This window comes from Sphingosinicella terrae (assembly GCF_003347635.1).
Classification (GTDB): Bacteria; Pseudomonadota; Alphaproteobacteria; order Sphingomonadales; family Sphingomonadaceae; genus Allosphingosinicella; species Allosphingosinicella terrae.
In genome coordinates, this window is sequence record NZ_QDFY01000017.1 from 37,704 (window position 1) to 64,658 (window position 26,955).

At 70.4% G+C, this 26,955-nt stretch carries 27 protein-coding genes; 16 read left to right on the forward strand and 11 right to left on the reverse strand.

Annotated elements, in window-relative coordinates; translation table 11 throughout:
* Positions 1-51: 51 nt before the first annotated feature.
* Genes DDE10_RS21220 through aroF form a run of 3 tightly spaced genes read right to left on the reverse strand, consistent with a single transcriptional unit; the run spans position 52 to position 3,298 of the window.
* Entirely contained in the window at positions 52-684 is a 633-nt protein-coding gene (locus DDE10_RS21220) for an anthranilate synthase component II (protein WP_114954805.1), read from the reverse strand.
* Complete coding sequence (locus DDE10_RS21225) at positions 681-2,237, reverse strand: anthranilate synthase component 1 (RefSeq protein WP_114954806.1); 1,557 nt, start codon at positions 2,235-2,237, stop codon at positions 681-683. Before DDE10_RS21225 ends, DDE10_RS21220 begins: the two co-directional genes overlap by 4 nt.
* On the reverse strand, positions 2,234-3,298 hold the full coding sequence (gene aroF, locus DDE10_RS21230; RefSeq protein ID WP_114954807.1) for a 3-deoxy-7-phosphoheptulonate synthase: 1,065 nt from the start codon (positions 3,296-3,298) through the stop codon (positions 2,234-2,236). The genes DDE10_RS21225 and aroF overlap by 4 nt, the downstream gene beginning before the upstream one ends.
* A gap of 375 nt (positions 3,299-3,673) precedes the next feature.
* On the opposite strand from aroF, the gene DDE10_RS21235 reads away from it, so the two are divergent.
* Positions 3,674-3,946, forward strand: coding sequence for an AbrB/MazE/SpoVT family DNA-binding domain-containing protein (locus DDE10_RS21235; protein ID WP_114954808.1), 273 nt, complete (start codon positions 3,674-3,676; stop codon positions 3,944-3,946).
* On the forward strand, positions 3,933-4,322 hold the full coding sequence (locus DDE10_RS21240; RefSeq protein ID WP_114954809.1) for a type II toxin-antitoxin system VapC family toxin: 390 nt from the start codon (positions 3,933-3,935) through the stop codon (positions 4,320-4,322). Before DDE10_RS21235 ends, DDE10_RS21240 begins: the two co-directional genes overlap by 14 nt.
* A gap of 31 nt (positions 4,323-4,353) precedes the next feature.
* Here the strand turns inward: DDE10_RS21240 and phhA are convergent, their stop codons facing one another.
* The 8 genes from phhA to DDE10_RS21280 all read right to left on the reverse strand — a co-directional run bounded on the left by phhA (position 4,354) and on the right by DDE10_RS21280 (position 12,451).
* On the reverse strand, positions 4,354-5,178 hold the full coding sequence (phhA, locus tag DDE10_RS21245; protein ID WP_114954835.1) for a phenylalanine 4-monooxygenase: 825 nt from the start codon (positions 5,176-5,178) through the stop codon (positions 4,354-4,356).
* Positions 5,179-5,643: 465 nt separating this feature from the next.
* Positions 5,644-6,477 (reverse strand): shikimate dehydrogenase family protein, encoded by an 834-nt coding sequence (locus DDE10_RS21250; protein ID WP_114954810.1) that lies wholly within the window; start codon positions 6,475-6,477, stop codon positions 5,644-5,646.
* A 3-nt stretch (positions 6,478-6,480) separates the two neighbouring features.
* Positions 6,481-7,602 (reverse strand): 3-dehydroquinate synthase, encoded by a 1,122-nt coding sequence (aroB, locus tag DDE10_RS21255; protein WP_114954811.1) that lies wholly within the window; start codon positions 7,600-7,602, stop codon positions 6,481-6,483.
* The gene (aroC, locus tag DDE10_RS21260; protein WP_114954812.1) at positions 7,602-8,678 is read right to left on the reverse strand and encodes a chorismate synthase; all 1,077 of its coding nucleotides are present in this window, start codon (positions 8,676-8,678) and stop codon (positions 7,602-7,604) included. The genes aroB and aroC overlap by 1 nt, the downstream gene beginning before the upstream one ends.
* On the reverse strand, positions 8,675-9,232 hold the full coding sequence (locus tag DDE10_RS21265; RefSeq protein ID WP_162806775.1) for a prephenate dehydratase domain-containing protein: 558 nt from the start codon (positions 9,230-9,232) through the stop codon (positions 8,675-8,677). The genes aroC and DDE10_RS21265 overlap by 4 nt, the downstream gene beginning before the upstream one ends.
* Positions 9,229-10,572 (reverse strand): 3-phosphoshikimate 1-carboxyvinyltransferase, encoded by a 1,344-nt coding sequence (gene aroA, locus DDE10_RS21270; protein WP_114954814.1) that lies wholly within the window; start codon positions 10,570-10,572, stop codon positions 9,229-9,231. The genes DDE10_RS21265 and aroA overlap by 4 nt, the downstream gene beginning before the upstream one ends.
* Positions 10,569-11,864, reverse strand: coding sequence for a 3-deoxy-7-phosphoheptulonate synthase (locus DDE10_RS21275; protein ID WP_114954815.1), 1,296 nt, complete (start codon positions 11,862-11,864; stop codon positions 10,569-10,571). The genes aroA and DDE10_RS21275 overlap by 4 nt, the downstream gene beginning before the upstream one ends.
* Complete coding sequence (locus DDE10_RS21280) at positions 11,861-12,451, reverse strand: chorismate mutase (RefSeq protein WP_162806776.1); 591 nt, start codon at positions 12,449-12,451, stop codon at positions 11,861-11,863. Before DDE10_RS21280 ends, DDE10_RS21275 begins: the two co-directional genes overlap by 4 nt.
* A 351-nt stretch (positions 12,452-12,802) precedes the next feature.
* Between DDE10_RS21280 and proB the strand changes: the two genes are divergently transcribed.
* The 14 genes from proB (at position 12,803) to speD (ending at position 26,783) form a co-directional block, all read left to right on the forward strand.
* Positions 12,803-13,957: a glutamate 5-kinase gene (gene proB, locus DDE10_RS21285; protein ID WP_114954817.1), complete on the forward strand. Its 1,155-nt coding sequence runs from the start codon at positions 12,803-12,805 to the stop codon at positions 13,955-13,957.
* Positions 13,954-15,195 (forward strand): glutamate-5-semialdehyde dehydrogenase, encoded by a 1,242-nt coding sequence (locus DDE10_RS21290; protein WP_114954818.1) that lies wholly within the window; start codon positions 13,954-13,956, stop codon positions 15,193-15,195. Before proB ends, DDE10_RS21290 begins: the two co-directional genes overlap by 4 nt.
* Positions 15,196-15,369: 174 nt before the next feature.
* A complete protein-coding gene (locus DDE10_RS23960) occupies positions 15,370-15,492 on the forward strand; it encodes a hypothetical protein (RefSeq protein ID WP_284734808.1) in 123 nt (40 codons plus the stop codon).
* 99 nt (positions 15,493-15,591) lie between these two features.
* On the forward strand, positions 15,592-17,352 hold the full coding sequence (locus DDE10_RS21300; protein WP_114954820.1) for a homoserine dehydrogenase: 1,761 nt from the start codon (positions 15,592-15,594) through the stop codon (positions 17,350-17,352).
* Positions 17,353-17,358: 6 nt separating this feature from the next.
* Complete coding sequence (locus tag DDE10_RS21305; RefSeq protein WP_114954836.1) at positions 17,359-18,321, forward strand: homoserine kinase; 963 nt, start codon at positions 17,359-17,361, stop codon at positions 18,319-18,321.
* Positions 18,318-19,631, forward strand: coding sequence for a threonine synthase (gene thrC, locus DDE10_RS21310; RefSeq protein ID WP_114954821.1), 1,314 nt, complete (start codon positions 18,318-18,320; stop codon positions 19,629-19,631). Before DDE10_RS21305 ends, thrC begins: the two co-directional genes overlap by 4 nt.
* Before the next feature lie 190 nt (positions 19,632-19,821).
* Entirely contained in the window at positions 19,822-20,829 is a 1,008-nt protein-coding gene (locus DDE10_RS21315) for an SPFH domain-containing protein (RefSeq protein WP_114954822.1), read from the forward strand.
* 13 nt (positions 20,830-20,842) lie between these two features.
* Entirely contained in the window at positions 20,843-21,514 is a 672-nt protein-coding gene (locus DDE10_RS21320; RefSeq protein ID WP_114954823.1) for a DUF4178 domain-containing protein, read from the forward strand.
* Position 21,515: 1 nt separating this feature from the next.
* Positions 21,516-22,829, forward strand: coding sequence for a DUF4178 domain-containing protein (locus tag DDE10_RS21325; RefSeq protein WP_114954824.1), 1,314 nt, complete (start codon positions 21,516-21,518; stop codon positions 22,827-22,829).
* Between the two features lie 2 nt (positions 22,830-22,831).
* On the forward strand, positions 22,832-22,981 hold the full coding sequence (locus tag DDE10_RS23965; RefSeq protein ID WP_284734809.1) for a hypothetical protein: 150 nt from the start codon (positions 22,832-22,834) through the stop codon (positions 22,979-22,981).
* A 9-nt stretch (positions 22,982-22,990) separates the two neighbouring features.
* Positions 22,991-23,203, forward strand: a complete 213-nt coding sequence (locus DDE10_RS21330) for a DUF350 domain-containing protein (RefSeq protein ID WP_114954825.1) — start codon at positions 22,991-22,993, stop codon at positions 23,201-23,203.
* Entirely contained in the window at positions 23,196-24,764 is a 1,569-nt protein-coding gene (locus DDE10_RS21335) for a polyamine aminopropyltransferase (RefSeq protein WP_114954826.1), read from the forward strand. The genes DDE10_RS21330 and DDE10_RS21335 overlap by 8 nt, the downstream gene beginning before the upstream one ends.
* Entirely contained in the window at positions 24,754-26,373 is a 1,620-nt protein-coding gene (locus DDE10_RS21340; RefSeq protein ID WP_114954827.1) for an FAD-dependent oxidoreductase, read from the forward strand. Before DDE10_RS21335 ends, DDE10_RS21340 begins: the two co-directional genes overlap by 11 nt.
* Positions 26,370-26,783 carry an adenosylmethionine decarboxylase gene (gene speD / locus DDE10_RS21345; RefSeq protein WP_114954828.1) on the forward strand — a complete coding sequence of 138 codons (414 nt, stop codon included), beginning with the start codon at positions 26,370-26,372 and terminating at the stop codon, positions 26,781-26,783. The genes DDE10_RS21340 and speD overlap by 4 nt, the downstream gene beginning before the upstream one ends.
* Positions 26,784-26,955 lie beyond the last annotated feature (172 nt).

Consider the following 26,955-nt stretch of genomic DNA (forward strand, 5'->3'; position numbering starts at 1 on the left):
CGCCGGAACCGTCAATTGCTTTCTGCCGGCGCGAATGAGCATTTTCTTCTCTCAGGCGGCCGAGGAGCGAAGGGCCGGCGCCGCTTCGCCGGCCAGCCGGATGCCGGGCGCCGAGGCGGCCTCGAGCACGTTGCGCAGGATCGTGTCGCCGTGGAGCGTCAGGATCGATTCCGGGTGGAATTGCAGGCCAGTCTGCAGGGCTTCTGGATCGCTGATAGCCATCGCCATCCCGTTTATCTCGCCATGGATCCGGAAGCGCGGCGGCAGGTCGCGCGTGCACAGCGAATGATAGCGGCCGACGGTGAGCGGGCTCTCCAGCCCGCGCAGCGGACCGGCGCCGTCATGGGCGAGGCGGGACGACTTGCCGTGCACCGGCTCCGGCGCGCGGTCGACGCGGCCGCCGGCTTCCTCAACGATCGCCTGGTGGCCGAGGCAGATGCCGAGCAGCGGCACCCGGCCGCGGGCGAGGGCGATCAGCTCGAGGCAGCAGCCGGCGTCCCGTGGGGTGCCGGGGCCCGGCGAGAGCACGATCAGGGTCGGCGCCGCGGTCGCGAGCGCGAAGGCGGCGCTCGCCGGCACGGTGTTGCGCAGCACGCGGACGTCGCAGCCGAGCCGCTCGAACGATTCCACCAGGTTGAAGGTGAAGGAATCGAAATTGTCGATGAACAGCAATTGCGGGATCATGCGGCGGCTCCGGCGGAGGCGAGGACGGAGAGCAGGGCCGACGCCTTGCGGCGGGTCTCGTCCGCCTCCTTGATGGGGTCGCTGTCGTGGACGATCCCGGCGCCGGCGCGGACGAAGGCGGTACCGTCCTTGACCACGGCAGAGCGGATGACGACGGCGGTGTCCATCATTCCGTCGCCGTTGATCCAGCCGATCGCGCCGCCATAGGGCCCGCGCTTGGTGATCTCGGTCTGGCGGAGCAATTCGGTCGCGCGGATCTTCGGCGCGCCGGTGAGGGTGCCGACATTGAGGCCGGACTGGAGCGCGTCCAGCGCGTCCATGCCCGGCCTCAACGTGCCGGTGACCGACGAGACCAGGTGCATGACCCGGGCATAGCGCTCGACCGTGAGCAGCTTGGCGACCCGGCGGGTTCCCGGCCGGCTCACCCGGGCGACGTCGTTGCGGGCGAGATCGACCAGCATCATGTGCTCGGCCGCCTCCTTCGCGTCGAGCCGCATCTCGGCCTCGAGCCGGTCGTCCTCGTCGCCGCAGCCGCCGCGGGGCCGGGTGCCGGCGATCGGCTTGACCTCGACCTTGCGCTCGCCGGCCTCGGCGAAGACTCGGACCGAGGTCTCGGGGGAGGCACCGAACAGGACATGCTCGGGTGCGGCGACGAAGAAGTGATAGGGGCTGGGATCGAGCGCGCGCAGTGCCGCATAAGCGGGCAGCGGATCGGCGCAGGGTGCGCTGAAGGTGCGCGACGGGACGATCTGATAGACTTCGCCCTGCCGGATATGCTCCTTCATCCGTGCCACCACGTCCGCATAATCGGTGTCGCTGAGGTCCGAGCGCGCCGTGGTCGGGCCGGGCCTGACCTTGGCCGGGGCGGGCAGGCGCTGGACCTGACCGCAGCGCCTGACGAGCTCGGCAAGCCGCTGCGACGCGCCGAAATAGGCGCGGGCAGACTGATCGGCATCGGCCGCGCCGAAGGCGGTGCACAGGGCCCGCGGCGCCGCGCCCGGCTCGAACACGATCAGCGATTCCGCCAGCCAGAACATGAAGTCCGGGAAGCCGAGCGGATCCTCGGGCGATGGCGGCAGGCTTTCGAGCAGGTCGACATGGTCAAAGGCGACGACGCCGACGCAGGCGAGCGCGAACGGCTCTTCGGCGGAGGCATTGCGAATCCCGGCGGTCAGGTAGCGCAACACCGCGAACGGCGAAGGCGCCAGCAGCCGCTCCGACGGATCGTGGCTGGCGACGCGCGGAAAGCGAAGCTCGAGCGAGTCGTCGCCGTGCGCGACGATGCGCTGCGCGAACTCTTCGGCCACCGCCCCGATGACGTTGCGTCCGCCGGCGGTGAGCGCCTGCAGTGAAGCGGCCTCGCCCCGGCATTCCACCCGCAGCGCCGCCTCGTCGATGAGCAGGCTTGGCCCGGTCGAGCGCTCGAGCAGCAGGGTGTCGCGGCGCACGCCGCCGCCGGTCAGCGCCGCATAGAGGTCGAGCGGATCGGCCTCCTGCGGCAGCTGCCGGCAAAGCGCCACCGCTTCGCCCGGACCGGGATGGGCTGCGGTCACGCCAGCACCTCCGCCGGCGCGGCGGCCGCGCGCGGCGCCGGCGCAGCGGCCATCTGCCGGCCGACCGCCTGCACCACCGGCGTCAGCGCCGCCATCAGGTTGCGGAAACCCTGGGGATAGAGCGACTGCGCCCCGTCCGACAGCGCCACCGCCGGATTCTCGTGCACCTCGACCAGCAGGCCGTCGGCGCCGCAGGCCGCGGCGGCGAGCGACATCGGGATGACGAGGTCGCGTATGCCGGTGCCGTGCGAGGGATCGACCAGCACCGGCAGGTGGGTCTTCTGCTTGATATAGGGGATGGCGTTGAGGTCGAGCGTGTTGCGTGTCGCCGTCTCGAAGGTGCGGATGCCGCGCTCGCACAGGATCACCTGCTCGTTGCCGGCGGCGAGCAGATATTCCGCCGCCAGCAGCAGCTCCTCGATCTTGGCGGAGAGGCCGCGCTTCAGCAGCACCGGCTTGCCGGCCTGGCCGACCGCGCGCAGCAGGGCGAAATTCTGCATGTTGCGGGCGCCGATCTGAATCGCGTCGGCCTGCGCGGCGACCGCGTCGACGTCGGCCGTGTCCATGACCTCGGTTACCACCGGCAGGCCGGTCTCGTCGCCGACCTCGCGAAGGATCCTCAGGCCCTCCCGCCCATGGCCCTGGAAGCCGTAGGGGCTGGTACGCGGCTTGAACGCGCCGGCGCGAAGCCCGACCGCGCCGGCCGCCTTGACCTCGCGCGCGGTGTTGCGGGTCTGGTCGCGGCTCTCGACGGCGCAAGGGCCGGCGATGACGGCGAAGCCGCGGCCGCCGATCGCAAGGTCGCCGACTTTAACGACCGTGTCATGGGCGTGCATCTCCCGCGAGACGAGCTTGTACGGGGCAAGGATCGGCTTCACCGATTCCACCATCGGGTGGCTCTCGAGGTTGAGCTCGGCGAGGACGCGCTCGTCGCCGAGCGCGCCGAGCACGACGCGCTCGACCCCCGGCATGTGGAGCGGCTTGAGGCCGCGCTCGGCGATCTCGGCGAGCAGCTTTTCGGCGATCTGGGGCGTGGCTTCGGGCTTGAGGACGATGATCATGACACTGGCTTTCGATGAAAGGCAAAAAAAAGACCCGCCGGGGGCGGGCCTTGCGGGTGATCTTCCGAGAGTCTCTGTTTTCTAGAGGCTGTTCGGCCATCGCCAGCGGGGCTCGCCCAGGTCGGAGCGATGCCAGCGCCACCAGCCGGCGGCCGCGACGGCAAAGGTCGACGCACCGGAAATCCGGGGCGCGCGAGCCAGAGCCGAGGTGCCGTGGTGGTTCATCCCCTTAAGCTTATGGGGTTCGGGGCGATCCCGTCAAGCGGGGTTGATCAGGCGCAGTCCGGCACCCGGCCGCGGCGAGAAAAGAGGCGGTTGCACGGTGGCATTCGAGTGATTATCTTACGTTTGTCTTACTTATGATGGAGAACGGCCGTGGCGCGGGGTGAGAGGCTGACGACGACGGTGTCGACCAAGGGACAGGTCATCCTTCCCAAGGCGATTCGTCGCCTGCGCAGATGGGATGCGGGCACTCGCCTCGTCGTCGAGGATCGGGAGGACGGCGTGCTTCTGAAGCCTGCGCCGCTCTTTGCCCCGACGCAGATCGATGACGTGTTCGGTTGCCTCGCGTACAGCGGGAAGGCGAAGACGATCGAGGAGATGGATGCGGCGGTCGCCGACGAGGCAAGGCGCCGTGCGCGCGATTGACACCAATGTGGTCGTGCGGTTCCTGACCGGCGACGACGCGGCCCAGGCGGCCAAGGCTCGAAAGCTGATCCGCGAGGGCGAAATCCTCGTCTCCGCATCGGTCTTGCTTGAAACTGAATGGGTGCTGCGCAGCGCCTACGGCTATTCGGTCGATCGCATCGTGCAGGCCCTGCGCGGTTTCTGCGGCCTTCCGGGCGTGCGGATTGACGATGACCGCACCGTCGATCGAGCACTTGGGTGGGCCGAGCAAGGGCTGGACTTTGCCGATGCGCTCCATCTTGCCCGAGCCGAGGGGTGCACAGCCTTCCTGAGCTTCGACCGGAGACTCGCGAGGAAGGCGGCGCGGCTCTCCGACGTCGAGGTAGTGGTGCCCTGAAGAGCGCCGCCCCTCAACCTTCGTCCTGCTCCTATGCCGGCGGGAGGGAAGGATCCACGTCCGGGCGCTTGGCCGCCTCGGCGCAGAGCGCGAGCAGATCCCCATTCTCCAGCAGCCGCGGCAGCCCGTCCAGGCCGTCGATGACGAAGTAGCTCTCCTGAAACGAGTCGGTCCGGTAGGTCGTGCGCAGCACCCGCTCGAGATCGAAGGCGGGCCGATTCGGTTCCGGGCTTTCGAGCGCGAACCGGCTCTCGCCGAAGCTGGAGACGATGCCGGCGCCGTAGATCCTGAGATCGCCGGCTTCGCGAGCGAGGCCGAACTCGACCGTGTACCAGTAGAGGCGGGCGAGGCGATGGAGCGCGCCCGCCCCCATCGCCCGGAGGCCGAGTTCGCCGAGCGCCTGCATGAAGTCCGCCATCTCCGGATGGGCGAGCAGCGGCACGTGGCCGAACACGTCGTGGAAGACGTCCGGCTCCTCGAGATAGTCGAGCTGGGAGCGCTTGCGGATGAAGTTGCCGGCCGGGAACCGGCGCGCGCGCAGATGCTCGAAGAAGACGTCGTCGGGCACCAGGCCGGGCACCGCCACCACCGTCCAGCCGGTTCGGGCGAACAGCCGCTCGTTGAGCTCGTCGAAGTCGGGGATGCCCGGCCGCGAAAGCCGCAGGAGGTCGAGCCCCTGCTCGAAGGCACCGACGGCGCGGCCGGCGAGCGCCTGCTGCTGGCGCGCGAACAAGAGGTCCCAGACCGCATGCTCCTCTTGCGTCAGCGCCTGCCAGTCCTGCGGCACCGTCCAGTCGGCCGCGGCGCCGGGCGGCGGCGCGGTCGGGTCCTTGGCGGCGCCGTGGCGCTCGGCCATCGGCTCCGCGGCAGCAGCGATCGGGTCGGTCGGGTCCTTGTACATTTTCGAGGTCCTTCCAAAACGAAAAACCCCGCCGGGGTGACCAGGCGGGGTGGCAAATCCAGTGACGTGTTAAGCGCGCGCTAGATCGGTCCCGCCCGGGTGCTGCCGTAATAATAATAGACCGAGGCGGCGGCGGGAGCCGCAATGCCGTTGGGACGGAGCGAGGCGCGAAGCGTCTGCATCGGGCGGAATTGTGAGGGATGAGCAGGGGAAAGTCAAATCGGCCGAAGTCAGCGGATCTCTGTGAAGACCGCGGTGCCCCAATCCTCCCCTGGGAGGGGAGGGGGACCAGGCGCAGCCTGGTGGAGGGGTGTCAGCGTGCCCGGATTTGGTGAGCTTGCCGTGCCCGGCCTGAACGCTGACACCCCTCCACCGCCCTACGGGCGGTCCCCCTCCCCCTGTGGGGGAGGATCGGGGGGCTCAGCCGTCCAGCTGGGCTCGCAATTCCTCGTCCTGGTCCTGCGGCGGGACGGCGCCGAAGAACAGCTCGAACGCCTTTCTCGCCTGGCCGATCAACATATTGAGGCCATCGACCGGCACGAGGCCCGCGGCCTCGGCCGCCTCAAGAAACGGCGTGTTCAGCGGCTGATAGACCATGTCGAGCGCCACGGCGCCGGGCGCAGCCTCCCCGAGCGCTGCCAGCGCAGGCGCTGGCAAAGGCTCGGCATGGGCCATGCCGGCGGGCGTCGCCTGGATGATCGCGGTGGCGTCGCTCAGGGCCTCCGAGACTCGGTCGAGTGTCAGGATCCGCACTTGCTCCGCCTCGTCGCCGAGGGACAGAAGATCGGTCGCCCGCTCCGGCCGGCGCGCCAGCACGACGATCTCTGCGGCGCTGCGCCCGGCGAGATAGCGGATCGCCGCGCGGGCGCCGCCGCCGGCGCCGATCACCGCCGCCTTGCCACCTTCGACCGCTGCCGCGTCCAGCGCTTCGGCGATGCCGTCGACATCGGTGTTGAGCCCGATCAGCCGGCCGCCGGCCCTGTGGATGCAGTTGACGGCGCCGATCCGTGTTGCGTCGGCGGAGATCTCGTCGAGGAACGGCATCACCGCCTGCTTGTGCGGGGCGGTAACGTTGCAGCCGCGCCATTCGTCGTCGCCCGCCCGCGCGGCGAAGAAGGCCTGGAGTTCGTCCGTCGTGACGCGGGTCGCACGATAATCATGATCGAGGCCGAGCGCGCCGAGCCAGAAGCCGTGGATCGCCGGCGACTTGGAATGGGCGATCGGGTCGCCGATCACCTCGGCATAAGGCGCCATCGCTCAGGCCGGCTCGCGAGCGAGCTCGCCGTCGAGGAAGGCCTCGACCTCCGCGAGCGCGACCTCGTCGTCGACGAAGGCGCGGCCGATGCCGCGGGCGAGGATGAAGGGGACCCGGCCGCCGCTCGCTTTCTTGTCGTGCTTCATATGCGCGACGAGCCGCTCCGGGGGCGCGTCGATGCCGACATCGCCCAGCCGCGTCGGCAGGCCGGCCGCGGCGAGATGCGCCGTCACCCGGCGGGCATCGGCGTCGCCGCACAGGCCCCGTCCGGCGGAGAAGCGGAAGGCCAATGCCATGCCGAGCGCGACCGCCTCGCCGTGGAGCAGGCGATCGGAGAAGCCGGTCTCCGCCTCCAAAGCGTGGCCGAAGGTGTGGCCGAGATTGAGCAGGGCCCGCCGCCCGGTCGTCTCGCGTTCGTCCTCGGCGACGATCGCCGCCTTGGCCGCGACGCTGGTGCCGATCGCGTGCTGGCGCGCGCCGGGATTGCCGGCGATCAGCGTCTCGCCCTCGCGCTCGCACCAGGCGAAGAAGTCGGCGTCGCCGATGAGGCCGTATTTCACCACCTCGGCATAGCCGGCGCGGACCTGGCGGATAGGCAAGGTGTCGAGGCAGGCGGTGTCGATCAGCACCGCCGAGGGTTGATGGAAGGCGCCGACCAGATTCTTGCCGGCGGCGACGTTGATCCCGGTCTTGCCCCCGACCGAGCTGTCGACCTGGGCGAGCAGGGTGGTCGGCACCTGCACGAACCGGCAGCCGCGCTTGAGGATCGCCGCGGCGAAGCCGGCCAGGTCGCCGATGACTCCGCCGCCGAAGGCTACGAGATGGTCCTTGCGCTCGATCCCGAGCGCCAGCAGCCGGTCGAGCAAGGCCTCAAGCGCGGCCCAGCTCTTGCTGCCCTCGCCCGGCGGCAGCAGGATCGGCAGCGCCTCGACCCCGCCGGCGGCCATACCGGCGACCAGCCGCTCCCCCTGCAGCGCCCAGACCGTCTCGTCGCTCACCACGACCAGCCGCCCGCCGCGGGCATAAGGCGCGAGCGCCTCGCCGGCGCGGTCGAGCAGTCCGGCTTCGATCAGGACCGGATAGCTGCGCTCGCCGAGGCCGACCCGAAGGGGAGGGGGTGCCATCAAAGTTCTCCGCATTGGGCGCGATGGAGCATCTTCTGGTCGGCGAGGACCAGCGCCATCATCGCTTCCGCCACCGGCACGCCCCGAATCCCGACGCAGGGGTCGTGGCGTCCCTTGGTGCTGATCTCCGTCTCCCGGCCCTCCGCGTCGATCGTGCGCATCGGCTTCAGGATGGACGAGGTCGGCTTGAAGGCGATCCGGACCACCACCGGCTGCCCGGTCGAGATGCCGCCGATGATGCCGCCGGCATGGTTGGCGAGGAAGAAGGGCCGGCCGTCATTGCCGGCGCGCATCTCGTCGGCATTGTCCTCGCCACGCAGCCGCGCCGCCGCGAAGCCGTCGCCGATCTCGACGCCCTTGACCGCGTTGATCGACATCATCGCCGCGGCCAGCTCGCCGTCGAGCTTGGCGTAGACGGGCGCGCCCCAGCCGGCGGGGATTCCGGTGGCGACGCATTCGACGACCGCGCCGAGAGAGCTGCCGTCCTTGCGCGCGTCGTCGACGAGCTTCGCCCATCGTTCGGCCGCATCGGCGTCGGGGCAGAAGAAGGGGTTGGCGCCGATCGCCGCCTCGTCGAAGCGATCGCGGTCGATCGGATCGCCGCCCAGTTCGACGACATAGGCGCGGATCGAGGCCTCAGGCACGATCTTGCGCGCCACCGCGCCCGCGGCGACGCGGGACGCGGTCTCCCGGGCCGAGCTGCGGCCGCCGCCGCGCCAGTCGCGCAGGCCATATTTGGCGTCGTAGCTATAGTCGGCATGGCCGGGCCGATAGGCGCCGGCGATGCTGGAATAGTCCTTCGACCTCTGGTCGACATTCTCGATCATCAGGCTGATCGGGGTTCCGGTCGTCCGGCCCTCGAACACGCCTGACAGGATCCGCACCGAGTCCGGCTCGCGGCGCTGGGTAGTGAATCGCGAGCTCCCCGGCCGCCTCTTGTCCAGCCAGGGTTGGATGTCGGCCTCGGTGAGCGCGATCCCCGGCGGGCAGCCGTCGACGACGGCGCCGATCGCCGGTCCGTGGCTCTCCCCCCAGGTCGAGAAGCGCAGCACGCGCCCGAAGCTGTTGAGGCTCATCTAGGCTCGCTTTCCCGGCGGGCGACCACGCAGAAGGTGGTGAAATTGTCGGCGCGGTCGTGGACGTCGTGCCTCAGTACGACGAGGCCGTAAGTGGCCGCCGCCGCTTCGGAGGCGATCACCCCCTGGGCCGGATCCTGCGAGCGGCCGAGCGCCTGCGCCGCCAGCGCCGTGTTGGCGGCTTCCTCAGTGGCGAGGCCCGTTTCGCAGAGGAACCGGCGGCATTGCGCGAGCGCCATCGGATGGCTCACCACCCGTTCGATCTGCGCGATCGACGTCCCCGGCCGGCCGAGCAGGTGCAGCCGGACGGGCAGATCGTGGCGGGCCCGCACCACCAGTTCATTCTCCTCGATCAACGCGTCGACCCCCGGCACCGGCCCGGCGATGCTGTTCTCGCCGGGGAGCATGCCGAGCGCGGTCTCGCCCGCGGCGACCGCCTCGGCGACCGCGGCGAAGGTCGGCTTGGCGACGGTCGGCACGTCGGGAAGGAACAGGCGGCAGGCCTCCTCGCCGAAGGCGCCGGGCGCGCCCTGATAGGCGACGGTCTCGGTCACGCCGGCGCGCCGATCCGCGCACCTAGGGATCGCATGAGTTCGGAGAAGCCGGGGAAGCTGGTCGCGATCATGCCCGCCCGATCGACCGTCACCGGCCGGCGTGCGGCCAGCCCGAGGGCGAGGAAGCTCATCGCGATGCGATGGTCGCCATGGGTGGAGACGGTGCCGCCGCCCGCGGGTGCCTCGCCTTTGCCCTCGACGATCAATGTGTCGCCCTCGCTGCGCGCCTCGACACCGCAAGCGCCAAGACCAGCCAGGATCGCGGCGAGGCGGTCGCTCTCCTTCACCCGCAGCTCGGCGAGGCCGTGCATGACCGTCGGTCCATTCGCGAAGGCGGCGGCAACGGCGAGGATCGGATATTCGTCGATCATCGACGGGGCCCGCACCGCCGGGATCTCGGCCCCGCGCATAAGCGAGTGGACGGCGGTGACGTCGCCGACCGCCTCGCCGCCCTGGAGGCGTCGGTTGTCGATGCGCAGTCGTGCGCCCATCGCTTCGAGGCTGGCGAGGAGGCCGATCCTCAGCGGGTTGAGCAGCATTCCGCGCACGGTCACTTCGGATCCCGGCACGATCAGCGCCGCCACGAGCGGGAAGGCCGCCGAAGAGGGATCGGCGGGGACGGCGATGTCGGTCGCGCGCAGCCTGCGCTGAGGTCCGAGCAGTGCGATGCGGCCCTCTTCCTTCTCCTCGATCTCGACGTCGGCGCCGAAGGCGCGGAGCATGATCTCGCTATGGTCGCGGCTGGGCTTGGGCTCGATCACCTCGACGGCGCCATCCGCATGGAGCCCCGCCAGCAGGATCGCGGACTTGACCTGCGCGGACGCCTTCTCGTTGACGAAGCGCAGGCCGCGGAGCCCGCCGCCCTCGACGGTCACGGGGAGGCGGTCGCCGCCTTCGAAGCGGGCGCCCATCTCCCGAAGCGGATCGAGGACGCGGCCCATCGGCCGTCCGCGAAGCGATTCGTCGCCGGTGAAGGTCGCCCGGACCGGAAGGCCGGCGACCGCGCCCATCAGCAGCCGCACGCCGGTGCCCGAATTGCCGCAGTCGATCACCGCGCCGGGCGATCGCCATTCGGCGCCGGTGACGTGCCACACGCCGCCGCGCCGCTCGACCGACGCGCCGAGCGCCCGAACCGCGGCCGCGGTGTCGAGCACGTCCTGCCCTTCGAGCAGGCCGCTGATCCGCGTCTCCCCCTCGGCCAGCCCGCCGAGGATGAGCGCGCGGTGGGAGATCGACTTGTCCCCGGGGACGGTGATGGCGCCTTCGAGGCCGGAGGTCGCTTCGCTTCGAAGCGTGTCCGCCGCTGCGGACGCGGCTGGGGGGATGGTGGCGACGCTCATGCCGCGTGCGATTCGGGCTGGAGCCGGCGCCGCATCATCCGCGCCACCTCGGCGGCGAGGTCGAGCGCCTGCGTCTCGTTGAGCCTCGGATCGCAATGGGTGAGATAGCGCCGGGGAAGGTCCGCCTCGGAAAGCGGCAGGCTTCCGCCGAGGCATTCGGTGACGTCGTCGCCGGTCATCTCGAGATGGACGCCCCCAGCATGCACGCCCTCGGAGTCGGCAATGTCGAAGAAGGCCGCCATCTCGGCAATGATATCGCCGAGGAAGCGGGTCTTGAAGCCGCCGGCGGTCACCGTGTTGCCGTGCATCGGATCGATCGTCCACAAGGCGCGGCTGCCCGCTTCGCGCGTCGCCCGCATCAGCGCCGGCAGATGCCGGGCCGCCTGACGGGCGCCGAAGCGGCCGATCAGCACCAGCCGCCCCGGGATATTGCCCGGATCCAGCCGCTCGATCAGGCGCAAAAGGTTGTCGGCGGTCAGGCTCGGCCCGCATTTGAGCCCGATCGGATTGGCGACGCCGCTCGCATAATCGACATGGGCGCCGTCGATCTGGCGGGTGCGGTCGCCGATCCAGAGCATGTGGCCCGACGTCGCCCACCAGCGCTCGCTCTCTTCGTCCCAGCGGGTGAGCGCCTGCTCGTAATGGAGCAGCAGCGCTTCGTGGCTGGTGAACAACCGGACCGGGGTGCCGATCTCCTCCTCGGCCGCGAGGCGCTCGGCGGCGATGCCGAGCCGCTCGCGCGCCGAGCGGCGGATGCGGGCGAGGTCCGCATAAGCGGCGGCGCCATAGGCCTGGAGAAGGTCGAGAGTCACCCGCGACTGGCGGTGCGCGCGCAGCATCCGCTCGGGATCGGGCGCGCGGCTCACCGGATCGAAGGCGGCGCCGTTGATGATGTCGCCGCGATAGGAAGGAAGCGTGACCCCGTCCGCCGTCTCGGTCGCGGCCGAACGGGGCTTGGCGAACTGGCCGGCGATCCGGGCGACGGTGACGACCCGGCCAGGGCCGCTCGCCGACAGCATCGCCGCCATCTGGAGCAGCAGGTTGAAGACCGTGCGTACCTTGTTGGCGCCGAATTCGGCGAAGCTCTCCGCACAATCGCCCCCCTGGAGCAGGAAGGCATGGCCGCCGGCCGCTTCGGCGAGCCGATCGCGAAGCTCGCCGATCTCGGCGATGCCGACCAGAGCGGGCGCCGAGGCCAGCCGCGATTCGACCTGGGCGAGCGCGGACGCGTCGGCATAATCGGGGAGCTGCGCCGCCGGGCGTTGGCGCCAGCGCGAAGGGGTCCAGCTCATCGCCCGCCCTCCTCGTGCCCGGAAGGCAAAGCGGGCGGCTCCGGCAGCTCCTCCGGCGGAATCCGGCCGACCGCGGCGGCGACCACCTCGCCGGCTTCGTCGCGAAGCAGGTCGAAGATGGAGAGGGTCGGGTGGAGCGACTCGATCCAGGCCGCTCCGTCGGCGAGCGCGACGATCGCGACCGCTTCCTGCCGCAAGGCGGCGTCCAGAGCCGCGGCGGCGCTGTCGGCGTGGCGCAACGGCGCGGCGGAGCCGAACCGCTCGCGCGCCGCCCATCTGAGGGCCTCGGGATCGGGTCCGTGCAGGACCAGCTCGGTGCGCACCTGCGCCTGCAGGCTGAATGCCATCAGCTCGCGCCACAGGCTGGCGATCAGCGTCTCGGGCGCGACCGTCGCTTGCTGGACGAGACGGGCGATGACCTGCTGCTCGCGCCGGGGACGCAGGCAGAGATGGTCGTCGCCGCGGCTCGACTTGAGCTCGGCAACCGCGCGGGAGGCGGCGAGGCGGCGTTCGACCAGGGCGAGCAGCTCGTCGTCCAGCGAATCGATCTGCTCGCGCAGGCTCTCGAGCGACGGCGGCGGCGTCACGCGGCCGCTCCGGGCGCGTCTCGTGGCATGGGTTCGGTACATCTCATCCCTCGCTCCACCCGGACGCGGCACGGATTCCCGGCGCTGACGGAGTGGCTATTGGCTTTGCTGTTCAGGAACTTGAGCGGGAAATCGGCTCCGGCACGCCTCAGCGGACGTACCGGCCAATAAACGAGCCGATAAAATGGAAGGCGCCGAACGAGACAGAGGAGGCGGGACGAATGGCCTGTCCTTTGTTCATGACACCTGGGCTCCTGACGAGGGCGCTGTTGACGCGCTCTTTAAGGCTGACAAGAGCGGCCGGGCCTGTCAAGGGCATTGCTGCAACTGCGAAGGGCAAGCGAGGCGGGGGTGGAATCGGCGCGTCTCAGTGAACGGCAGGCCGGGTCGGCGGCGGTGATCGCCTCGGCGCGGCGGCTGGTCGTCAAGGTCGGCTCATCGCTCCTGCTCGATCCGGCGGAGCGGGGTCCGCGCCGAGACTGGCTCGCCGGTCTCGCCGCCGATCTCGCCGCGCTCAGGAACGGCGGCAAGGAGATCGTGATCGTGTCGTCGGGCGCGGTGGCGCTCGGTCGCGACTATCTCGGGCTGAAGCGTTCCCCCCGGCTCGACCAGAAGCAGGCCGCCGCCGCCGCCGGCCAGACCCTGCTCATGCGCGCCTGGCAGGAGGCGCTGGCGCCGCACGACATTCCGGTCGCGCAGCTTCTGCTCACTTATGACGACACGGAGCGCCGGCGCCGCTGGCTCAACGCCCGCGCCACCCTCGAGGTGCTGCTCGCCCAGCGGGCGCTGCCGGTGATCAACGAGAATGACAGCGTCGCCACCGACGAGCTTCGCTACGGGGACAATGACCGCCTTTCGGCCCGCGCCGCCCAGATGGTGAAGGCGGACGTCCTCATCCTCCTGTCCGACGTCGATGGCCTCTACACCGCCGATCCCGGCCGCGATCCGGCGGCCGTCCATATCCCCGAAGTGGCTTCCCTCGACGCGGTCGAAAGCTTCGCCGCCGATGCCTCCACCGCCGGCATCGGCTCGGGCGGCATGCGCACCAAGCTCGCCGCGGCGCGGATCGCCAGCGCCGCCGGCTGCGCCACCCTGATCGCTTCCGGGCGCGAGCCCCATCCGCTGCGCCGCCTCGAGGAGGGCGGCCGCGCCACCCTCGTCGCCGCCGCCGGGACGCCCGCACGCGCCTACAAGCAGTGGATCGCCGGCACGCTCGCTACCGCCGGCGCGGTCCGTGTCGACGCTGGCGCCGAGCGCGCGCTCGCCGCCGGACGAAGCCTGCTGCCGGCCGGAGTCACCGAGGTCAGCGGGGATTTCGAGCGCGGCTCCTGCCTCGCCGTCCGCAGCAGCGACGGCCGCGAGATCGCGCGCGGGATCAGCGCCTACAATTCGGCGGAGGCGCGGGCGATCGCCGGCTGCCCGAGCGAGCGCTTCGAAGCCCAGCTCGGCTATCGCGGTCCCGACGAGTTGATTCACCGCGACGATCTGGTGATGCTCGATCGATGAACCTAGCCGAGACCCTCGACCGCTTCGGGCGCGACGCGCGGCTGGCGGCGGCCGTCCTGCGCACCGCGCCGGCCGACCGGCGCAGCGCCGCCATCCGCGCCATGGCCCGCCGGATGCGCGAGCGGGCGGCCGAGATTCTCGCCGCCAATGCCGCCGACGTCGCCGCCGCCGCCGGAATGACGGATCGGCTGCGGCTGGATCCGGAGCGGCTCGAGGGGATCGCCGCCGCGCTCGAGCAGGTCGCCGGCCTGCCCGACCCGGTCGGCGCGGAGATGGCGCGCTGGCAGCGGCCCAACGGCCTCGACATCGCCCGGGTGCGCACCCCGATCGGCGTCATCGGCATGATCTTCGAGAGCCGCCCGAACGTCGCAGCCGACGCCGCGTCCATCTGCGTCCGATCGGGCAACGCGCTGATCCTTCGCGGCGGCTCGGACGCGCTCGAAAGCTGTCTCGCGATCCACCGCGCCGTCGCCGCCGGCCTCGAGGACGAAGGGCTGCCCGCCGCCTGCGTCCAGATGGTGCCGACCGCCGACCGGGGGGCGGTCGGACTGATGCTCGGCGGGCTGGGTGGCGCGGTCGATCTCATCATCCCGCGCGGCGGCCGCGCCTTGGTCGAGCGGGTCGAGCGCGAGGCGCGGGTGCCGGTGCTTGGTCATCTGGAGGGCATCTGCCACACCTATGTCCACTCCTCGGCCGATTGGTGCATGGCCCGCGACATCGTCGTCAATGCGAAGATGCGGCGCGTCTCCGTCTGCGGCGCCACGGAGACCCTGCTGATCGACCGCGACGCGGCGCCGTCGCTGCTTCCGGATCTCGCCCGCGCGCTCGGCGAGCGCCGCTGCGTGCTTCGCGGCGACGAGGAGAGCCGTGCCCTGGTCCCGGGCATGGAGCCGGCGGGCGAGGACGACTGGACGACCGAATATCTCGCCCCGATCCTTTCGGTGCGGATCGTCGACGGCGTCGCCGGAGCGGTCGACCATATCGCCCGCTACGGATCCGGTCACACCGAGGCGATCGTCGCCGAGGATGCCGAGGCCGCCGCCTTCTTCCTCGACCGCGTCGACAGCGCGATCGTCATGTGGAATGCCTCGACCCAGTTCGCCGACGGCGGCGAGTTCGGCTTCGGGGCCGAGATCGGCATCGCCACCGGCCGGCTCCACGCCCGCGGCCCGGTCGGGCCGGAGCAATTGACGACGTTCAAATATGTCGTGCGCGGCACCGGCCAGACCCGCGCCTGAAAAATATTCTCCTGAAAAACGCCTATATCCCAGCGACTTAAAGTACTAATATGAGATTAGCCAAGGCAGGAAAATATTAAGACAGTTGACGGATAAGGTTTCCGACCGTCTATTATGAGGTCGATAGCGCATGCCGCCCGTCGGAGGATGACGGCCGGCCTGGAGACTGCAGCGATGCCGAAGGTTGCGCATTTCCAGCACGAGGGCCATGCCGGCGACGGCATGACGCTTGCCGCGCGCGCCGCCACCATGATGCTCACCATTATTACCACCCGCATGCGGGACGGTACCGGCTGACCATCGAAATCAGACCAGGCTTCACCGACCCGCTCCCCGACCAGGCGAGCGGGTTTTTTTATATCTCCGGCCCAGGGCCAGAAACGAAAGACGAAGATCATGGCGAAAGACGGCGAAGCGGACGCGAAGCACGAGCTCTGCGTGCTCAAGTTCGGAAGCTCGGTGCTCGAGCGCGAGGCGGATTACCGGACGGCGGCGCAGGAGGTCTACCGGCACGTCCGCGACGGCGAGAAGATCGTCGCCGTCGTCTCGGCGCTGGCCGGCGAGACCGACTTCCTGCTCGACCAGGCGAGGCTGGTCGGCGGCGAGGCGCCGGACGGGCTGGTCGCCCGCGTCGCCCGGGTCGGCGAGCTCCGCTCGGCCGCCTTGATGGCGCTCGCCTTGCGGCGGATGGGGGTCCGCGCCTGCGCGCTCGATCCGCATGAAATGGGGCTCGTCGCCAAGGGCGATCCGCTCGACTCCGATCTTTGCGATCTCGACGCCGCTTCGGTGCTCGCGAAGTTCGACGATCACGAGGTGATCGTCGTCCCCGGCTTCACCGCCGGCCACGAGGAGCATGGCGTGGTGACGCTCGGCCGCGGCGGTACCGATCTTTCCGCCGTCTTCTTCGCCGCCCGGCTCGGTTCCCGCCGGGTCCGCCTGCTCAAGGACGTCGACGGCGTCTATGCCGAGGACCCCGCCAAGAACCCGCGGGCCGAACGCTACGGCGCAATGGACTATGAAGCGGCCGCCCAGGCGAGCTCGGGGCTGATCCAGCCCAAGGCGATCCAGGCCGCCGCCGTCGAGGACATCGTCGTCGAGATCGCCGCGATCGGCCATCACGAGGCGACGGTGATCGCCAATGTCGCGCCGCGCAAGGAAGTGCCGCTGGAATGGCCGCCGCTGCGGGTCGCTTTGCTCGGTTGCGGCAGCGTCGGCGCCGGCGTGCTCTCCTATCTCGAGCAAAGGCCCGACCTGTTCCGGGTCAATCCCGTCCTCGTCCGCCGCCCGCATGAGCATGAGAGCGAAGGCGGCGCCGCCTTCACCGCCGATCTCGACGAGGCGCTGGCCGGCGAGGTCGATCTCGTCATCGAATTGCTCGGCGGCGCCGAATATCCGGCCGACATCATGTGCGCCGCGCTTCGCCGCGGCAGCCATGTCGTCACCGCCAACAAGGCCGCGGTCGCGCGCCATTACGACGCCCTCCACGCCTGCGCCGAGGCGGGCCAAGCGAGCCTGTCCTATTCCGCCGCGGTGGGCGGCGGCACGCCGGTGCTCGAGACCATCGACCGCCTTCGTCCGGCCGGCATCGCCGGCATCGAGGGAGTGATGAACGGCACCGCCAACTTCCTGCTCAGCCGGCTCGGCGAGGGCTGGTCCTTCGCCGATGCCGTCGCCAAGGCGCAGGAGCTGGGCTTCGCCGAGGCCGATCCCGCCGCCGACGTCGACGGCCACGACGCCGCCGACAAATTGTCGCTGCTCGTCCGCCGCGCCTTCGGGTTCGCGATCCCGCCGGGCCGGATCTTCAAGCAGTCGCTGAGCGAGATCGGGCCGGTCGAGGCGCAGGCGGCGCTTGCGCGCGGCGAGGTGCTGAAGCAGGTTGGGCGCTGCCGCCTTCAGCCCGACGGATCGATCAAGGCCGAGGTGCGGATCGAGTCGCTGCCGGGCAGGCACGTGCTCGCCGGCGCGCGCAACGAGGAGAATCGCTTCGTGATCGTCGATCTCGACGGACGCCGCCACGAGGTCTGCGGCAAGGGCGCCGGCCGCTGGCCGAGCGCCGCCGCGGTCTTCGCCGACGTCATGGACCTGCAGCGCAGGCTCGCCCGGGCCGCCGGAACCCCGGCGCAGGCCGAGGTCGCGATGCTTCGAATGTCGGCCTGAGCGATGATGATCGGGACCGCTTGCGCCTCCGCGCCCGCCAGCATCGGCAATGTCGGCGTCGGCTTCGACGTCCTCGGCCAGGCCTTCGACGCCGCCCGCGACGAGATCGTCGCGGTGCGCGAGGGCCGGCCGGGCGTCCGCCTCGCGGCGGTCAGCGGCCTCGTCTCCAGCCTTCCCGACAGCCCCGAGAAGAACACGGCGCTGGCGGCCGCCCTCGCGGTGCTCGACGCGGCGGGGGCCGATTTCGGCGCCAGCCTGTCGATCCGCAAGGGCGTGCCGGTGAGCGGCGGCATGGGCGGCTCGGCCGCCTCCGCCGTCGCCGGCGCGGCCGCGGTCAACGCGCTCCTGCCCAAGCCTTTCAACCGCGAGGACTTGCTGCCCTTCGCGCTGGCGGGCGAGCGCGTCTCCTCCGATCCGCCGCCCTGGGACAATGTCGCGGGCAGCCTGTTCGGCGGCCTCGCCATCGTCGCCAGCGAATCCCCGGCCTATGTCTATCGCCTGCCAGCGCCGGTCGGGATCGTGTCGATCCTCTTCCATCCGTCCGCCACCATCGAGACCCGCTCGGCGCGCCGCCTGCTGCGCAGCGAGGTGCCGATGCAGCTCGCGGTCGAGCATTCGCGCCGGCTCGCCTCCTTCGTCGCCGGCTGCGCCACCGGCGATCTCGAGCTGCTGCGCGCCGGCTTCGAGGATTTGCTCGTCGAGCCGCAGCGCGAGCATCTCCTCCCGGCCCTGCCGGCGGTGAAGGAATCCGCTCTGGCCGCCGGCGCGCTCGGCTGCTCCTTCTCGGGCTCCGGCCCTTCCGTCTTCGCCTGGGCGCTCGAGGAGCAGGCGGATGCCGTCGCCTCGGCCATGGCCGCCGCCTTCGCGCGCTGCGGCCTCGACGCCCGCGCCTATCGTGCACCCGTCGATTCGGAGGGCGTCCGGGTCGAGTGGGTCCGCGAGGCCGCTCTCGCGAGCGCCGGCCGATGAGGTTCGTCAGCACCCGCGGCGGCGCGACCGCGGTCCCGGTCTCGCAAGCCATCCGCAATGGCGCGGCGCCCGACGGCGGGCTCTACGTTTCCGCGGAATCCATTTCGGTCGATCCGTCGACACTCCCTGCCGGCGAGGATCTGGCGCCTTTGGCTTCGGCCCTGCTCGCGCCCTTCTTCGGCGGCGATCCGCTCGCGGCCGAGCTGCCGGCGATCTGCGCCGAGGCGTTCGACTTCCCTGCGCCGGTCGTTCGGCCGGATCCCGCCGATGCGAACCTTCGGGCGCTCGAGCTCTTCCACGGGCCGACCGGGGCCTTCAAGGATTTCGGCGCCCGCTTCCTGCTCGCCTGCTTCGACCGCCTCGGCGACGAGGCGGGGCCGCTGACCATCCTCGTCGCCACGTCGGGCGATACCGGCGGCGCGGTCGGCTGCGCGGCGGAGGGACGGCAGGGCGTGGCTGCAATCATCCTCTATCCCCGCGGCCGCGTCTCCGCCTTCCAGGAGCACCAGCTCGGCTGCTGGCACGCGCCGGTGCGCGCGCTCGAAGTGGCGGGCGATTTCGATGACTGCCAGCGGCTGGTGAAGGCCGCCTTCGCCGACTCCGCATTGTCGCGGCGCCACCATCTGACCTCGGCCAATTCGATCAATGTCGGGCGGCTGCTCCCGCAGATGGTCTATGTCGCCAAGGCGGCGCTGGAGGTGCATCGCGAGACCGGTACCGCTCCCGGCTTCGTCATCCCCACCGGCAATCTCGGCCATGCCGTCGCGGCCCTGTGGGCGCGCTCGCTCGGCCTTCCGGTCGGCCCGATCCTCTGCGCGACCAATTCCAACCGCACCCTGCTCGACTGGCATCTCGGCGGCGCCTATTCGCCCGGCCCCTCGCTGCAGACGATCGCCAATGCGATGGACGTCGGCGCGCCCAGCAATTTCGAGCGGCTGGCACAGCTGCCCGATCCGGTCGCGCAGGTCGAGGTCGAGCGGGTCGAGGACGAGACCATCCGTGCCCGCATCGTCGCCGAGTTCGAGCGCACCGGCTATGTCTGGTGCCCGCATTCGGCGACCGCTGCCGAGGCCTATGCCCGCCTCGGCGAGGACCGGCGCCGCGAGCGCGTCTGGATCGCCGCCGCCACCGCCCATCCCTACAAGTTCGCCGACGTGGTCGAGCCGCTGGTCGGCGAGACGCTGGCGCCCCCGCCCGCGCTGGCGGCGATCCTCGACCGCGAGGCGAGCGCCCGACCGATCGCGGCGGACCTGGCGAGCCTGGCCGAGGCGCTGGGGGACGATGGAGGCGCTCGAACGGAGGCTGCCTGAATCCCTCCCCCTCGAGGGGGAGGGTAGGGTGGGGGTGCTCGGCCTTCGCGAGGTTCCTCAGACTCAGAACCCCCTCACCCCAACCCTCTCCCTACGGGAGGGGGAGTCCTTCCGCGACCTGCCACGCTCGTCCGATTCCGGTTTCGCCCCCGTCCGCTTGCCGCTACTATGCGATGAGAGGGAGGGACCGATGGGCGTTTTCGACTTTCTTTCCAAGCAATTCATCGACGTCATCGACTGGGTCGAGGAGCCGGGCGTCTTGGCCGTCCGCTATCCGATGCAGGACCGGGAGATCCAGAACGGCGCCCAGCTGACGGTGCGCGAAGGGCAGATGGCGGCCTTCATCAACGAAGGCCAGGTCGCCGACGTGTTCGGTCCGGGCCTCCACACCCTCGAGACCGCCAACCTGCCGATCCTCACCTCGCTGATGAACTGGGACAAGGCGTTCAAGTCGCCGTTCAAGTCCGACGTCTATTTCTTCAGCCAGAAGGAGCAGATCGGGCTCAAATGGGGGACGGCCCAGCCGATCACCGTCCGCGACCAGGAATTCGGGCCGCTCCGGATCCGCGCCTTCGGCAGCTATTCGTTCCGTATCGAGGATGTCGGCCCGTTCGCGGTCAGGATCATGGGCACGCTCGACAAGATCCGGGTCGAGACTCTCGAGCCGCAGCTCAAGGCGGCAATAGCCACCGCGATGGCGACCGGCCTCGGCGGCGGCGCCATCCCCTTCGTCGACCTCGCCGCCAACCAGACCGCCCTCTCCGAGAAGCTCAAGGAGGCGGTCCAGGCCGCCTTCGCCCAATGGGGCCTGTCGGTGCAGAGCTTCTATGTCGAGAGCCTCTCTCTCCCCGAGGAGGTGCAGAAGCATCTCGACAAAGCGAGCTCGATGCGCGTGCTCGGCGATCTCGACCGCTACGCCAAGTTCCAGACCGCCGAGGCGATCGAGAAGGCGGCCGACAATTCGGGGGGCATGGCCGGGATCGGCGCGGGCGCCGGGGTCGGCATGGCGATCGGCCAGGCGATGGCGACCGGTCTCGGAACGGGCGGTGGCGGCGGCGGCGGCGGCGGTGCCGCCCCGGCACCGGGCGAGGATCCGTTCGCGCTGATCGAACGGATGCACAAGTTGCTCACCATCGGCGCGATCACCCAGGAAGAGTTCGACACCAAGAAAGCCGAGTTGCTGGGCCGGATCCGCTAAGAGCGAGCCGGGGGTGCTCAGCATTTCCTGCCCGAATTGCGGGGCCGAGGTGCAGTTCCGCTCGCCGGCTCTGCCGTCGCGGGTCTGCGACTATTGCCGCACCATCCTGGTGCGCAGCGGCGACGGCATCGAGGCGGTCGGCAAGGCGGCGGCGCTGCCCTTCGACGTCAGTCCGATCGCGATCGGCACCACCGGCAGTTTCGACCCCCGCCGCTTCGAGGTGATCGGCCGGGTGCGCTGGGGCTGGGAAGACGGCTCGTGGAACGAGTGGCTGGTCCTGTTCGACGACGGCTCCGACGGCTGGCTGGCGGAAGCGATGGGCCAGTTCATGCTGCTCAGGGAGCGGCCGATCGGCGACATCACCGATCCGGTATTCCGGCTGCTCATCGACGGCAGGACGGTGCTGGTCGGGACCGAACTCAGGATCGACGGCGACCCCTTCACCGTCGCCGATGCCCGCCCCGCGACCTGCATCGCGTCGGAGGGGGAGCTTCCCTTCACCGCGCCGCCGGGCTGGTCGATCTACAGCGTCGATTTCCGATCGCCCACCGGCCGCGTCGCCAGCCTGCAGCGGGAAGCGACGCTGTCGAGCTTCTATGACGGCCGCTACGTGACCCTGGCGGAGCTCCAGGTCCGGGGGCTGCGGCCGATCGAGGGCTGGCGCGTGCCGGCCTTCGGAGGCTGAATTGGCGACCGAGGCGCCTCCCGCTCCCGCCGCTTTCCCCGCGCCGGCTCCCGCGGTCAAGGCGCTGAGCTGCCCGTCCTGCGGCGGCACGATCGAGCTTCGCGCCGCCGGCTACACGGTCACCGTCGCCTGCCTCTATTGCGGGAGCCTGCTCGACGTCGCCAATCCCGACGTCAGGCTGATCACCGAATATCACGAGGCCGCGGCCGAGCTCGAGATCCCCCTCGGTACGCGCGGCACGCTGGACGGTGTCGAGTGGGAGGCGATCGGCTATCTGCGCCGGTCCGAGGGCGGATCCTACCCTTGGGAAGAATATCTGCTGTTCAATCCCTATCACGCCTATCGCTGGCTGATCAGCAATGGCCGCGGCTGGAGCTTCGGCGAGCAGCTGACCCGTACGCCGGACTGGGCGCACGGCCTCAGTCTCGACGGCCAGCGCTACGAGGCCTTCTTTGCCGACGGAGTCGCCCAGGTCGATTATGTCCTCGGCGAATTCTACTGGCGGGTGAAGGCGGGCGAGGAAGTGAAGACGGACGATTATGTCCGTCCCGGCTGGATGCTCTCGCGCGAGGCGAACGAGCAGGAGGTCAGCTGGTCGCTGTCGCGCTGGCTGGAGCCGAAGGAGATCAAGGCGGCGTTCGGAGTGGAGCCGCCGCGCCGGTCCTGGCCGCCACTTCCGCACCAGCCCTCGCCCTACCGCCCGGCGCTGAAGCGGCGCGCGATGCTGGCGCTCGCCGCCGTCGGTTTCCTGATCCTGCTCGCCCTCCTGTTCGGCGGCGGCAGCACCCTGCTTCGCGCGGAGCTGCCGATCGCGCTCGACGGCGTGCAGCGGACGGCGACGCTCGGACCGGTGACCGTCGGCCGCGCCTATCAGATGGTCGCGATCGAGGCGGAGGTGCCGCGGCTCGACAATGCCTGGGTCGATCTCGATTATTCGCTGGTCGACCGGGCGACGCAGGCGAGCTGGAATGCCTATGATGCCGCCGAGCGCTATTCGGGCCGCGATTCCGACGGCGCCTGGAGCGAGGGCAGCCGGAGCGCGACGGTGAAGCTGGCGGCGGTGCCGGCCGGCACCTACGATCTCGTCGTCGACTATCAGGGCAATCGCTGGGGCGGCGGCTCGAGCGGCGCCGAGCCGGAAAGCGTCCGGCTGGAGGTTCGCACCGGCACGGTCTTCTTCTCCAACTTCCTGCTGGCGGCGATCCTGATCCTGCTGCCGCTCATCTTCGTCATCTTCCGCCACATGAGCTTCGAATCGGCGCGCAAGGGCGAGAGCGACTTCGCGCCGGTGGCCGAGGATGACGAGGAGGACTGACGATGGACCGCGGCACCTTCCTGTTCGGCCTGTGGTGCCTCGGCATCAGCGGCCTGTTCCTGGCCGGCACCGTCTATGCCTACTCGCCCTTCGCCGACGGCGGCCGAACCGCGCCGCGCGTCGGCGGCGTCTACGGCCCCACCCACAAATAGGAGACGAACATGGCCACATCTTTGCCCGTGCTGCTGAACAGCCTCGTCTATGCCGGGATCGGCATCCTGGTCTTCGTCGTCGGCTTCTTCATCCTCGACATGCTGACCCCGGGGAAGCTGTGGGAGCAGATCAACGACAAGCAGAACAAGGCGGTCGCCATCTTCGCCGGATCGGTCGCGATCGGCCTGTCGATCATCATCGCCGCGGCGATTCATGGCTGATTCGGCCGCCGCGGATGTGGGACGCCGGCATGGTTCCGAGGCCTCTTCCCCGCGGCGCCTGAGCGCCCCGGCGGCGGCCCTGGTCGCCTCCGCCTTCGTCGTCGCCACCTGCGGCCTCGTCTACGAGCTGCTCGCCAGCACCATCGCCTCCTATCTGCTCGGCGACAGCGTCACCCAATTCTCGACCGTCATCGGCACCTATCTGTTCGCGATGGGCATCGGCAGCTGGTGCTCGCGCTACGTCCGGCGCGATCCGCTGCGGCTGTTCGTCCGGGTCGAACTGCTCATCGCCCTGGTCGGCGGCTGCTCGGCGGCGGCCCTGTTCCTGCTCTTCCCGATGGTCGACCATTTCCGCGTCGCCCTCTACACGATCGTGCTCGCGATCGGCTTCTTCGTCGGCCTCGAAATCCCCTTGCTCATGCGGATCCTGCGCGACGGCTTCGACTTCCGCGAAGTGGTCTCCACCGTCCTCACCTTCGACTATGTCGGCGCGCTCGCCGCGTCCCTGCTCTTCCCGCTCCTGCTCGTCCCTCATCTCGGAATGATCCGAACCGGCTTCCTGTTCGGCATCGCCAATGCCGCGGTGGCGCTGGCGCTGATCCTCGTGGTGCCGCGGCGCCGCGAGCTCCGGCTCGAGCAGGCGGCCGCCTGGGCGATCCTCGCCGTCCTCGCCGTCGGCATGATAGCCGCGGAGCGGGTGCAGCGCTGGGCGGAGACGGCGAGCTACCAGGACCCGATCCTCTACGCGGCGTCGACGCCGTTCCAGCGCATCGTCCTCACCCGCAGCGGCGACGACCTCAAGCTGTTCCTCAACGGCAACCTCCAATTCTCCTCGCGCGACGAATATCGCTATCATGAGGCGCTGGTGCATCCGGCGCTCGGCCGGGTCACGGCGCCGCGCGAGGTGCTCGTGCTGGGCGGCGGCGACGGGTTGGCCGTCCGCGAGATCCTCAAGCATCCGGGGGTCGAGCATGTCACGCTGGTCGATCTCGACCCGGCAATGACCCGCTTGTTCTCCCGGAGCGGCATCCTCACCCGGCTCAACGGCAACGCCTTCCAGGATCGACGGGTGCGGGTGATCAATGCCGACGGCTTCCGCTGGGCTCGCGAGGCGCAGGGGCGCTACGATGCGATCGTCGTCGACCTGCCCGATCCGGTCGATTTCTCGCTGGGCAAGCTCTACACCGACAGCTTCTACCGCGAGGTGGCGCGGCTGCTGGCGCCCGGCGGCATGATGTCCGTCCAGAGCACCTCGCCTTTGGTCGCGCCGCAAGCCTATTGGTCGGTAGCGGCGACCCTGGAATCGGTCGGGCTGAATATCCGGCCCTATCACGCCTACGTCCCGAGCTTCGGCGAATGGGGATTCATCCTCGCCGCTCATGGCGCCATCCCCGCTGCCGTCCGGATCCCGGCGGGCGGGCGTTTCCTCACCGCCGAGGGCGCCGAGCGGCTGTTCGACTTCCCGCCCGACATGGCGCGGCGGCCGGCGCCGGTGAACCGGCTCGACAACCAGGCGCTGGTGCGGCTCTTCTCCGAGGAATGGGGCCGCTATGAAGGCTGACCCCATTCGCCGCGCGGTGATCGCCGGGCTCGGCACGGCCGGGGCGGCGGCGCTGGTCGGCTTCGGCTGGCAGATGCTGAAGCCGCCGCCGCCGGCCACCGCGCTGCGCGGCGCCGACCTCGAGCGCGGCCATCGGCTGCGCCAGGGCGGCTTCCCGCCGCCGAGCGTCACCGAGGAAACGGCGATCGTCATCGCCGGCGGCGGCATCGCCGGCCTCGCCGCCGGGTGGACGCTGGCCGAGGCGGGCTTTCGCAACTTCCGGCTGCTCGAGCTCGAGGACCGGGTCGGCGGCAATTCGCGAAGCGGCCGCAACGCCGTCTCCGCCTATCCGCTCGGCGCCCATTATCTGCCCATCCCCAATCGCGAAGCCGGCGCCGTCCGCCACCTGCTGCGCCGGGCCGGCGCGCTGACCGGCGAGGCGGAAGGCGCGCCGGTCTACGATCCCTACCAATTGTGCGGAGACCTCCAGGAAAGGCTGCTGTGGCGCGGCCGCTGGCAGGAGGGGCTGATCCCCCGCACCGGCCTCACCGCGCGCGACCAGGCCGATTTCGAGGCCTTCCACGCCGCGATGGAGGCGTTCAAGGCCCGAGTCGGAGCGGATGGCCGTCCCGCCTTCGCCACCCCGGTCGCCTACAGCTCGCGCGATGCCGACCTCCTCGCGCTCGACCGGATCGGCTTCGGCGACTGGCTGCGGGCGCAGGGCTGGGGCTCGCCGGTGCTCCATGCCTATCTGCGCTACTGCACCCGCGACGATTATGGCTGCGAGCCGGGGCAGGTGTCGGCATGGGCCGGCATCCATTATTTCGCCGGCCGCCGCGGCTGGGCGGCGGGCGCGGACGGCGACAATGTCCTGACCTGGCCCGAGGGCAATGACCGTCTCGCCCGATTCATGGCGGCCGCCTTCCCGGCCTCGATCCGGTCCGGCCGGATCGTCCACCGGGTCGCGCGCGACGGCGACTCCGTCCTCGTCGACAGCTTCGACGCCGCCGCCGGCCGCACCGTCCGCACCCGGGCGGCGGCGGCGATCCTCGCCATGCCGCATTTCGTCGCGGAGCGGGTCGCGCCCGGGCTGGTGCCGCGCTCGACCTCGCTGAGCTACGCGCCGTGGCTGGTCGCCAACGTCACCGTCGACCGGCTTCCCGGTGGACGCGGCGCGCCGCTCGCCTGGGACAATGTCTCGGCGACCGGGGAATCGCTCGGCTATGTCGTCGCCACCCACCAAAGCGAGGCGCGGCCGGCCGGAACGGTGCTGAGCTGGTACATGCCGCTGTCGCGCGAGGATCCGACGGCGGCGCGGCGGCGCCTGCTCGAGACGGACGAGGCAGCCTGGCGGCGGCTGGTGCTCGACGATCTCCTCGCGATGAACCCGGAACTCGACGGGGCGGTGCGCGAGATCGAGCTGTGGCGCTGGGGCCATGCGATGGTGCGGCCGACGCCGGGGACGGTGTGGACCGAGGCGCCGCGGATCGCGGCCGCCGAGCCGCCGCTCTATCTCGCCCATTCCGACCTCAGCGGCCTCTCCTTGTTCGAGGAGGCGCATTATCACGGCACCCGCGCCGCCGAGGCCGCGATGACGCGGCTAGGCCATGCCCACGGGACCTTGCTGTGACCGGCCCCGCCGCCCCCTATGACGGCCGCCATCTCGTCGCCGAGCTACACGGCTGCTCTGGCCTCGACGACCTCGCCCTCATCGAGTGCACGCTCGCCGAAGCGGCGGCCGCGGCCGCGGCGACCCTGCTCGAGATACGTCTCCACGGCTTCGGCCCCGGAATGGGGGTGACCGGCGTCGCCCTGCTCGCCGAATCCCACATCTCGATCCATACCTGGCCCGAGCATGGCTATGCCGCGCTCGACATCTTCCTGTGCGGACGCCGGCACGATCCCGAGGCGGCGCTCGCGGTGGTGGCGGCGCGCCTTGGCGCGAAGCGGGTCGAGGCGCAGACGATCAGGCGCGGCTTCGAGGCGAGCGGCGCGGTCTGTGCGGGGGCGGCAGCCGGGGCGGCCGCCGAGCCAAATTGACGACTCCCTGGGGGTCGTCAACTTCATCAACTTTAACGGGCTGGAGGCTGGGCGATGAACGGGCTCCGGCGGCGCGCCTAGAGCATGATCATGCTTGTGTGAGTCTGGTTGGGATTCCCAAGCGGTTCGGTTCGTGATTCAAGATGCTGGCTGGGAGGAGGTCAGCATCGAT

Coding starts and splice junctions, on each gene's coding strand:
- DDE10_RS21300 (WP_114954820.1), top strand. CDS start 15,592: ATGGCGAAAGACGGCGAAGCGGACGCGAAGCACGAGCTCTGCGTGCTC.
- DDE10_RS21315 (WP_114954822.1), top strand. CDS start 19,822: ATGGGCGTTTTCGACTTTCTTTCCAAGCAATTCATCGACGTCATCGAC.
- DDE10_RS21305 (WP_114954836.1), top strand. CDS start 17,359: ATGATCGGGACCGCTTGCGCCTCCGCGCCCGCCAGCATCGGCAATGTC.
- thrC (WP_114954821.1), top strand. CDS start 18,318: ATGAGGTTCGTCAGCACCCGCGGCGGCGCGACCGCGGTCCCGGTCTCG.
- DDE10_RS21220 (WP_114954805.1), bottom strand. CDS start 684: ATGATCCCGCAATTGCTGTTCATCGACAATTTCGATTCCTTCACCTTC.
- aroB (WP_114954811.1), bottom strand. CDS start 7,602: ATGGCACCCCCTCCCCTTCGGGTCGGCCTCGGCGAGCGCAGCTATCCG.
- phhA (WP_114954835.1), bottom strand. CDS start 5,178: ATGGCCGAGCGCCACGGCGCCGCCAAGGACCCGACCGCGCCGCCGCCC.
- DDE10_RS23965 (WP_284734809.1), top strand. CDS start 22,832: ATGGACCGCGGCACCTTCCTGTTCGGCCTGTGGTGCCTCGGCATCAGC.
- DDE10_RS21290 (WP_114954818.1), top strand. CDS start 13,954: ATGAACCTAGCCGAGACCCTCGACCGCTTCGGGCGCGACGCGCGGCTG.
- DDE10_RS21275 (WP_114954815.1), bottom strand. CDS start 11,864: ATGAGCTGGACCCCTTCGCGCTGGCGCCAACGCCCGGCGGCGCAGCTC.
- DDE10_RS21340 (WP_114954827.1), top strand. CDS start 24,754: ATGAAGGCTGACCCCATTCGCCGCGCGGTGATCGCCGGGCTCGGCACG.
- DDE10_RS21335 (WP_114954826.1), top strand. CDS start 23,196: ATGGCTGATTCGGCCGCCGCGGATGTGGGACGCCGGCATGGTTCCGAG.
- aroF (WP_114954807.1), bottom strand. CDS start 3,298: ATGATCATCGTCCTCAAGCCCGAAGCCACGCCCCAGATCGCCGAAAAG.
- DDE10_RS21250 (WP_114954810.1), bottom strand. CDS start 6,477: ATGGCGCCTTATGCCGAGGTGATCGGCGACCCGATCGCCCATTCCAAG.
- aroA (WP_114954814.1), bottom strand. CDS start 10,572: ATGAGCGTCGCCACCATCCCCCCAGCCGCGTCCGCAGCGGCGGACACG.
- DDE10_RS21330 (WP_114954825.1), top strand. CDS start 22,991: ATGGCCACATCTTTGCCCGTGCTGCTGAACAGCCTCGTCTATGCCGGG.
- aroC (WP_114954812.1), bottom strand. CDS start 8,678: ATGAGCCTCAACAGCTTCGGGCGCGTGCTGCGCTTCTCGACCTGGGGG.
- DDE10_RS23960 (WP_284734808.1), top strand. CDS start 15,370: ATGCCGAAGGTTGCGCATTTCCAGCACGAGGGCCATGCCGGCGACGGC.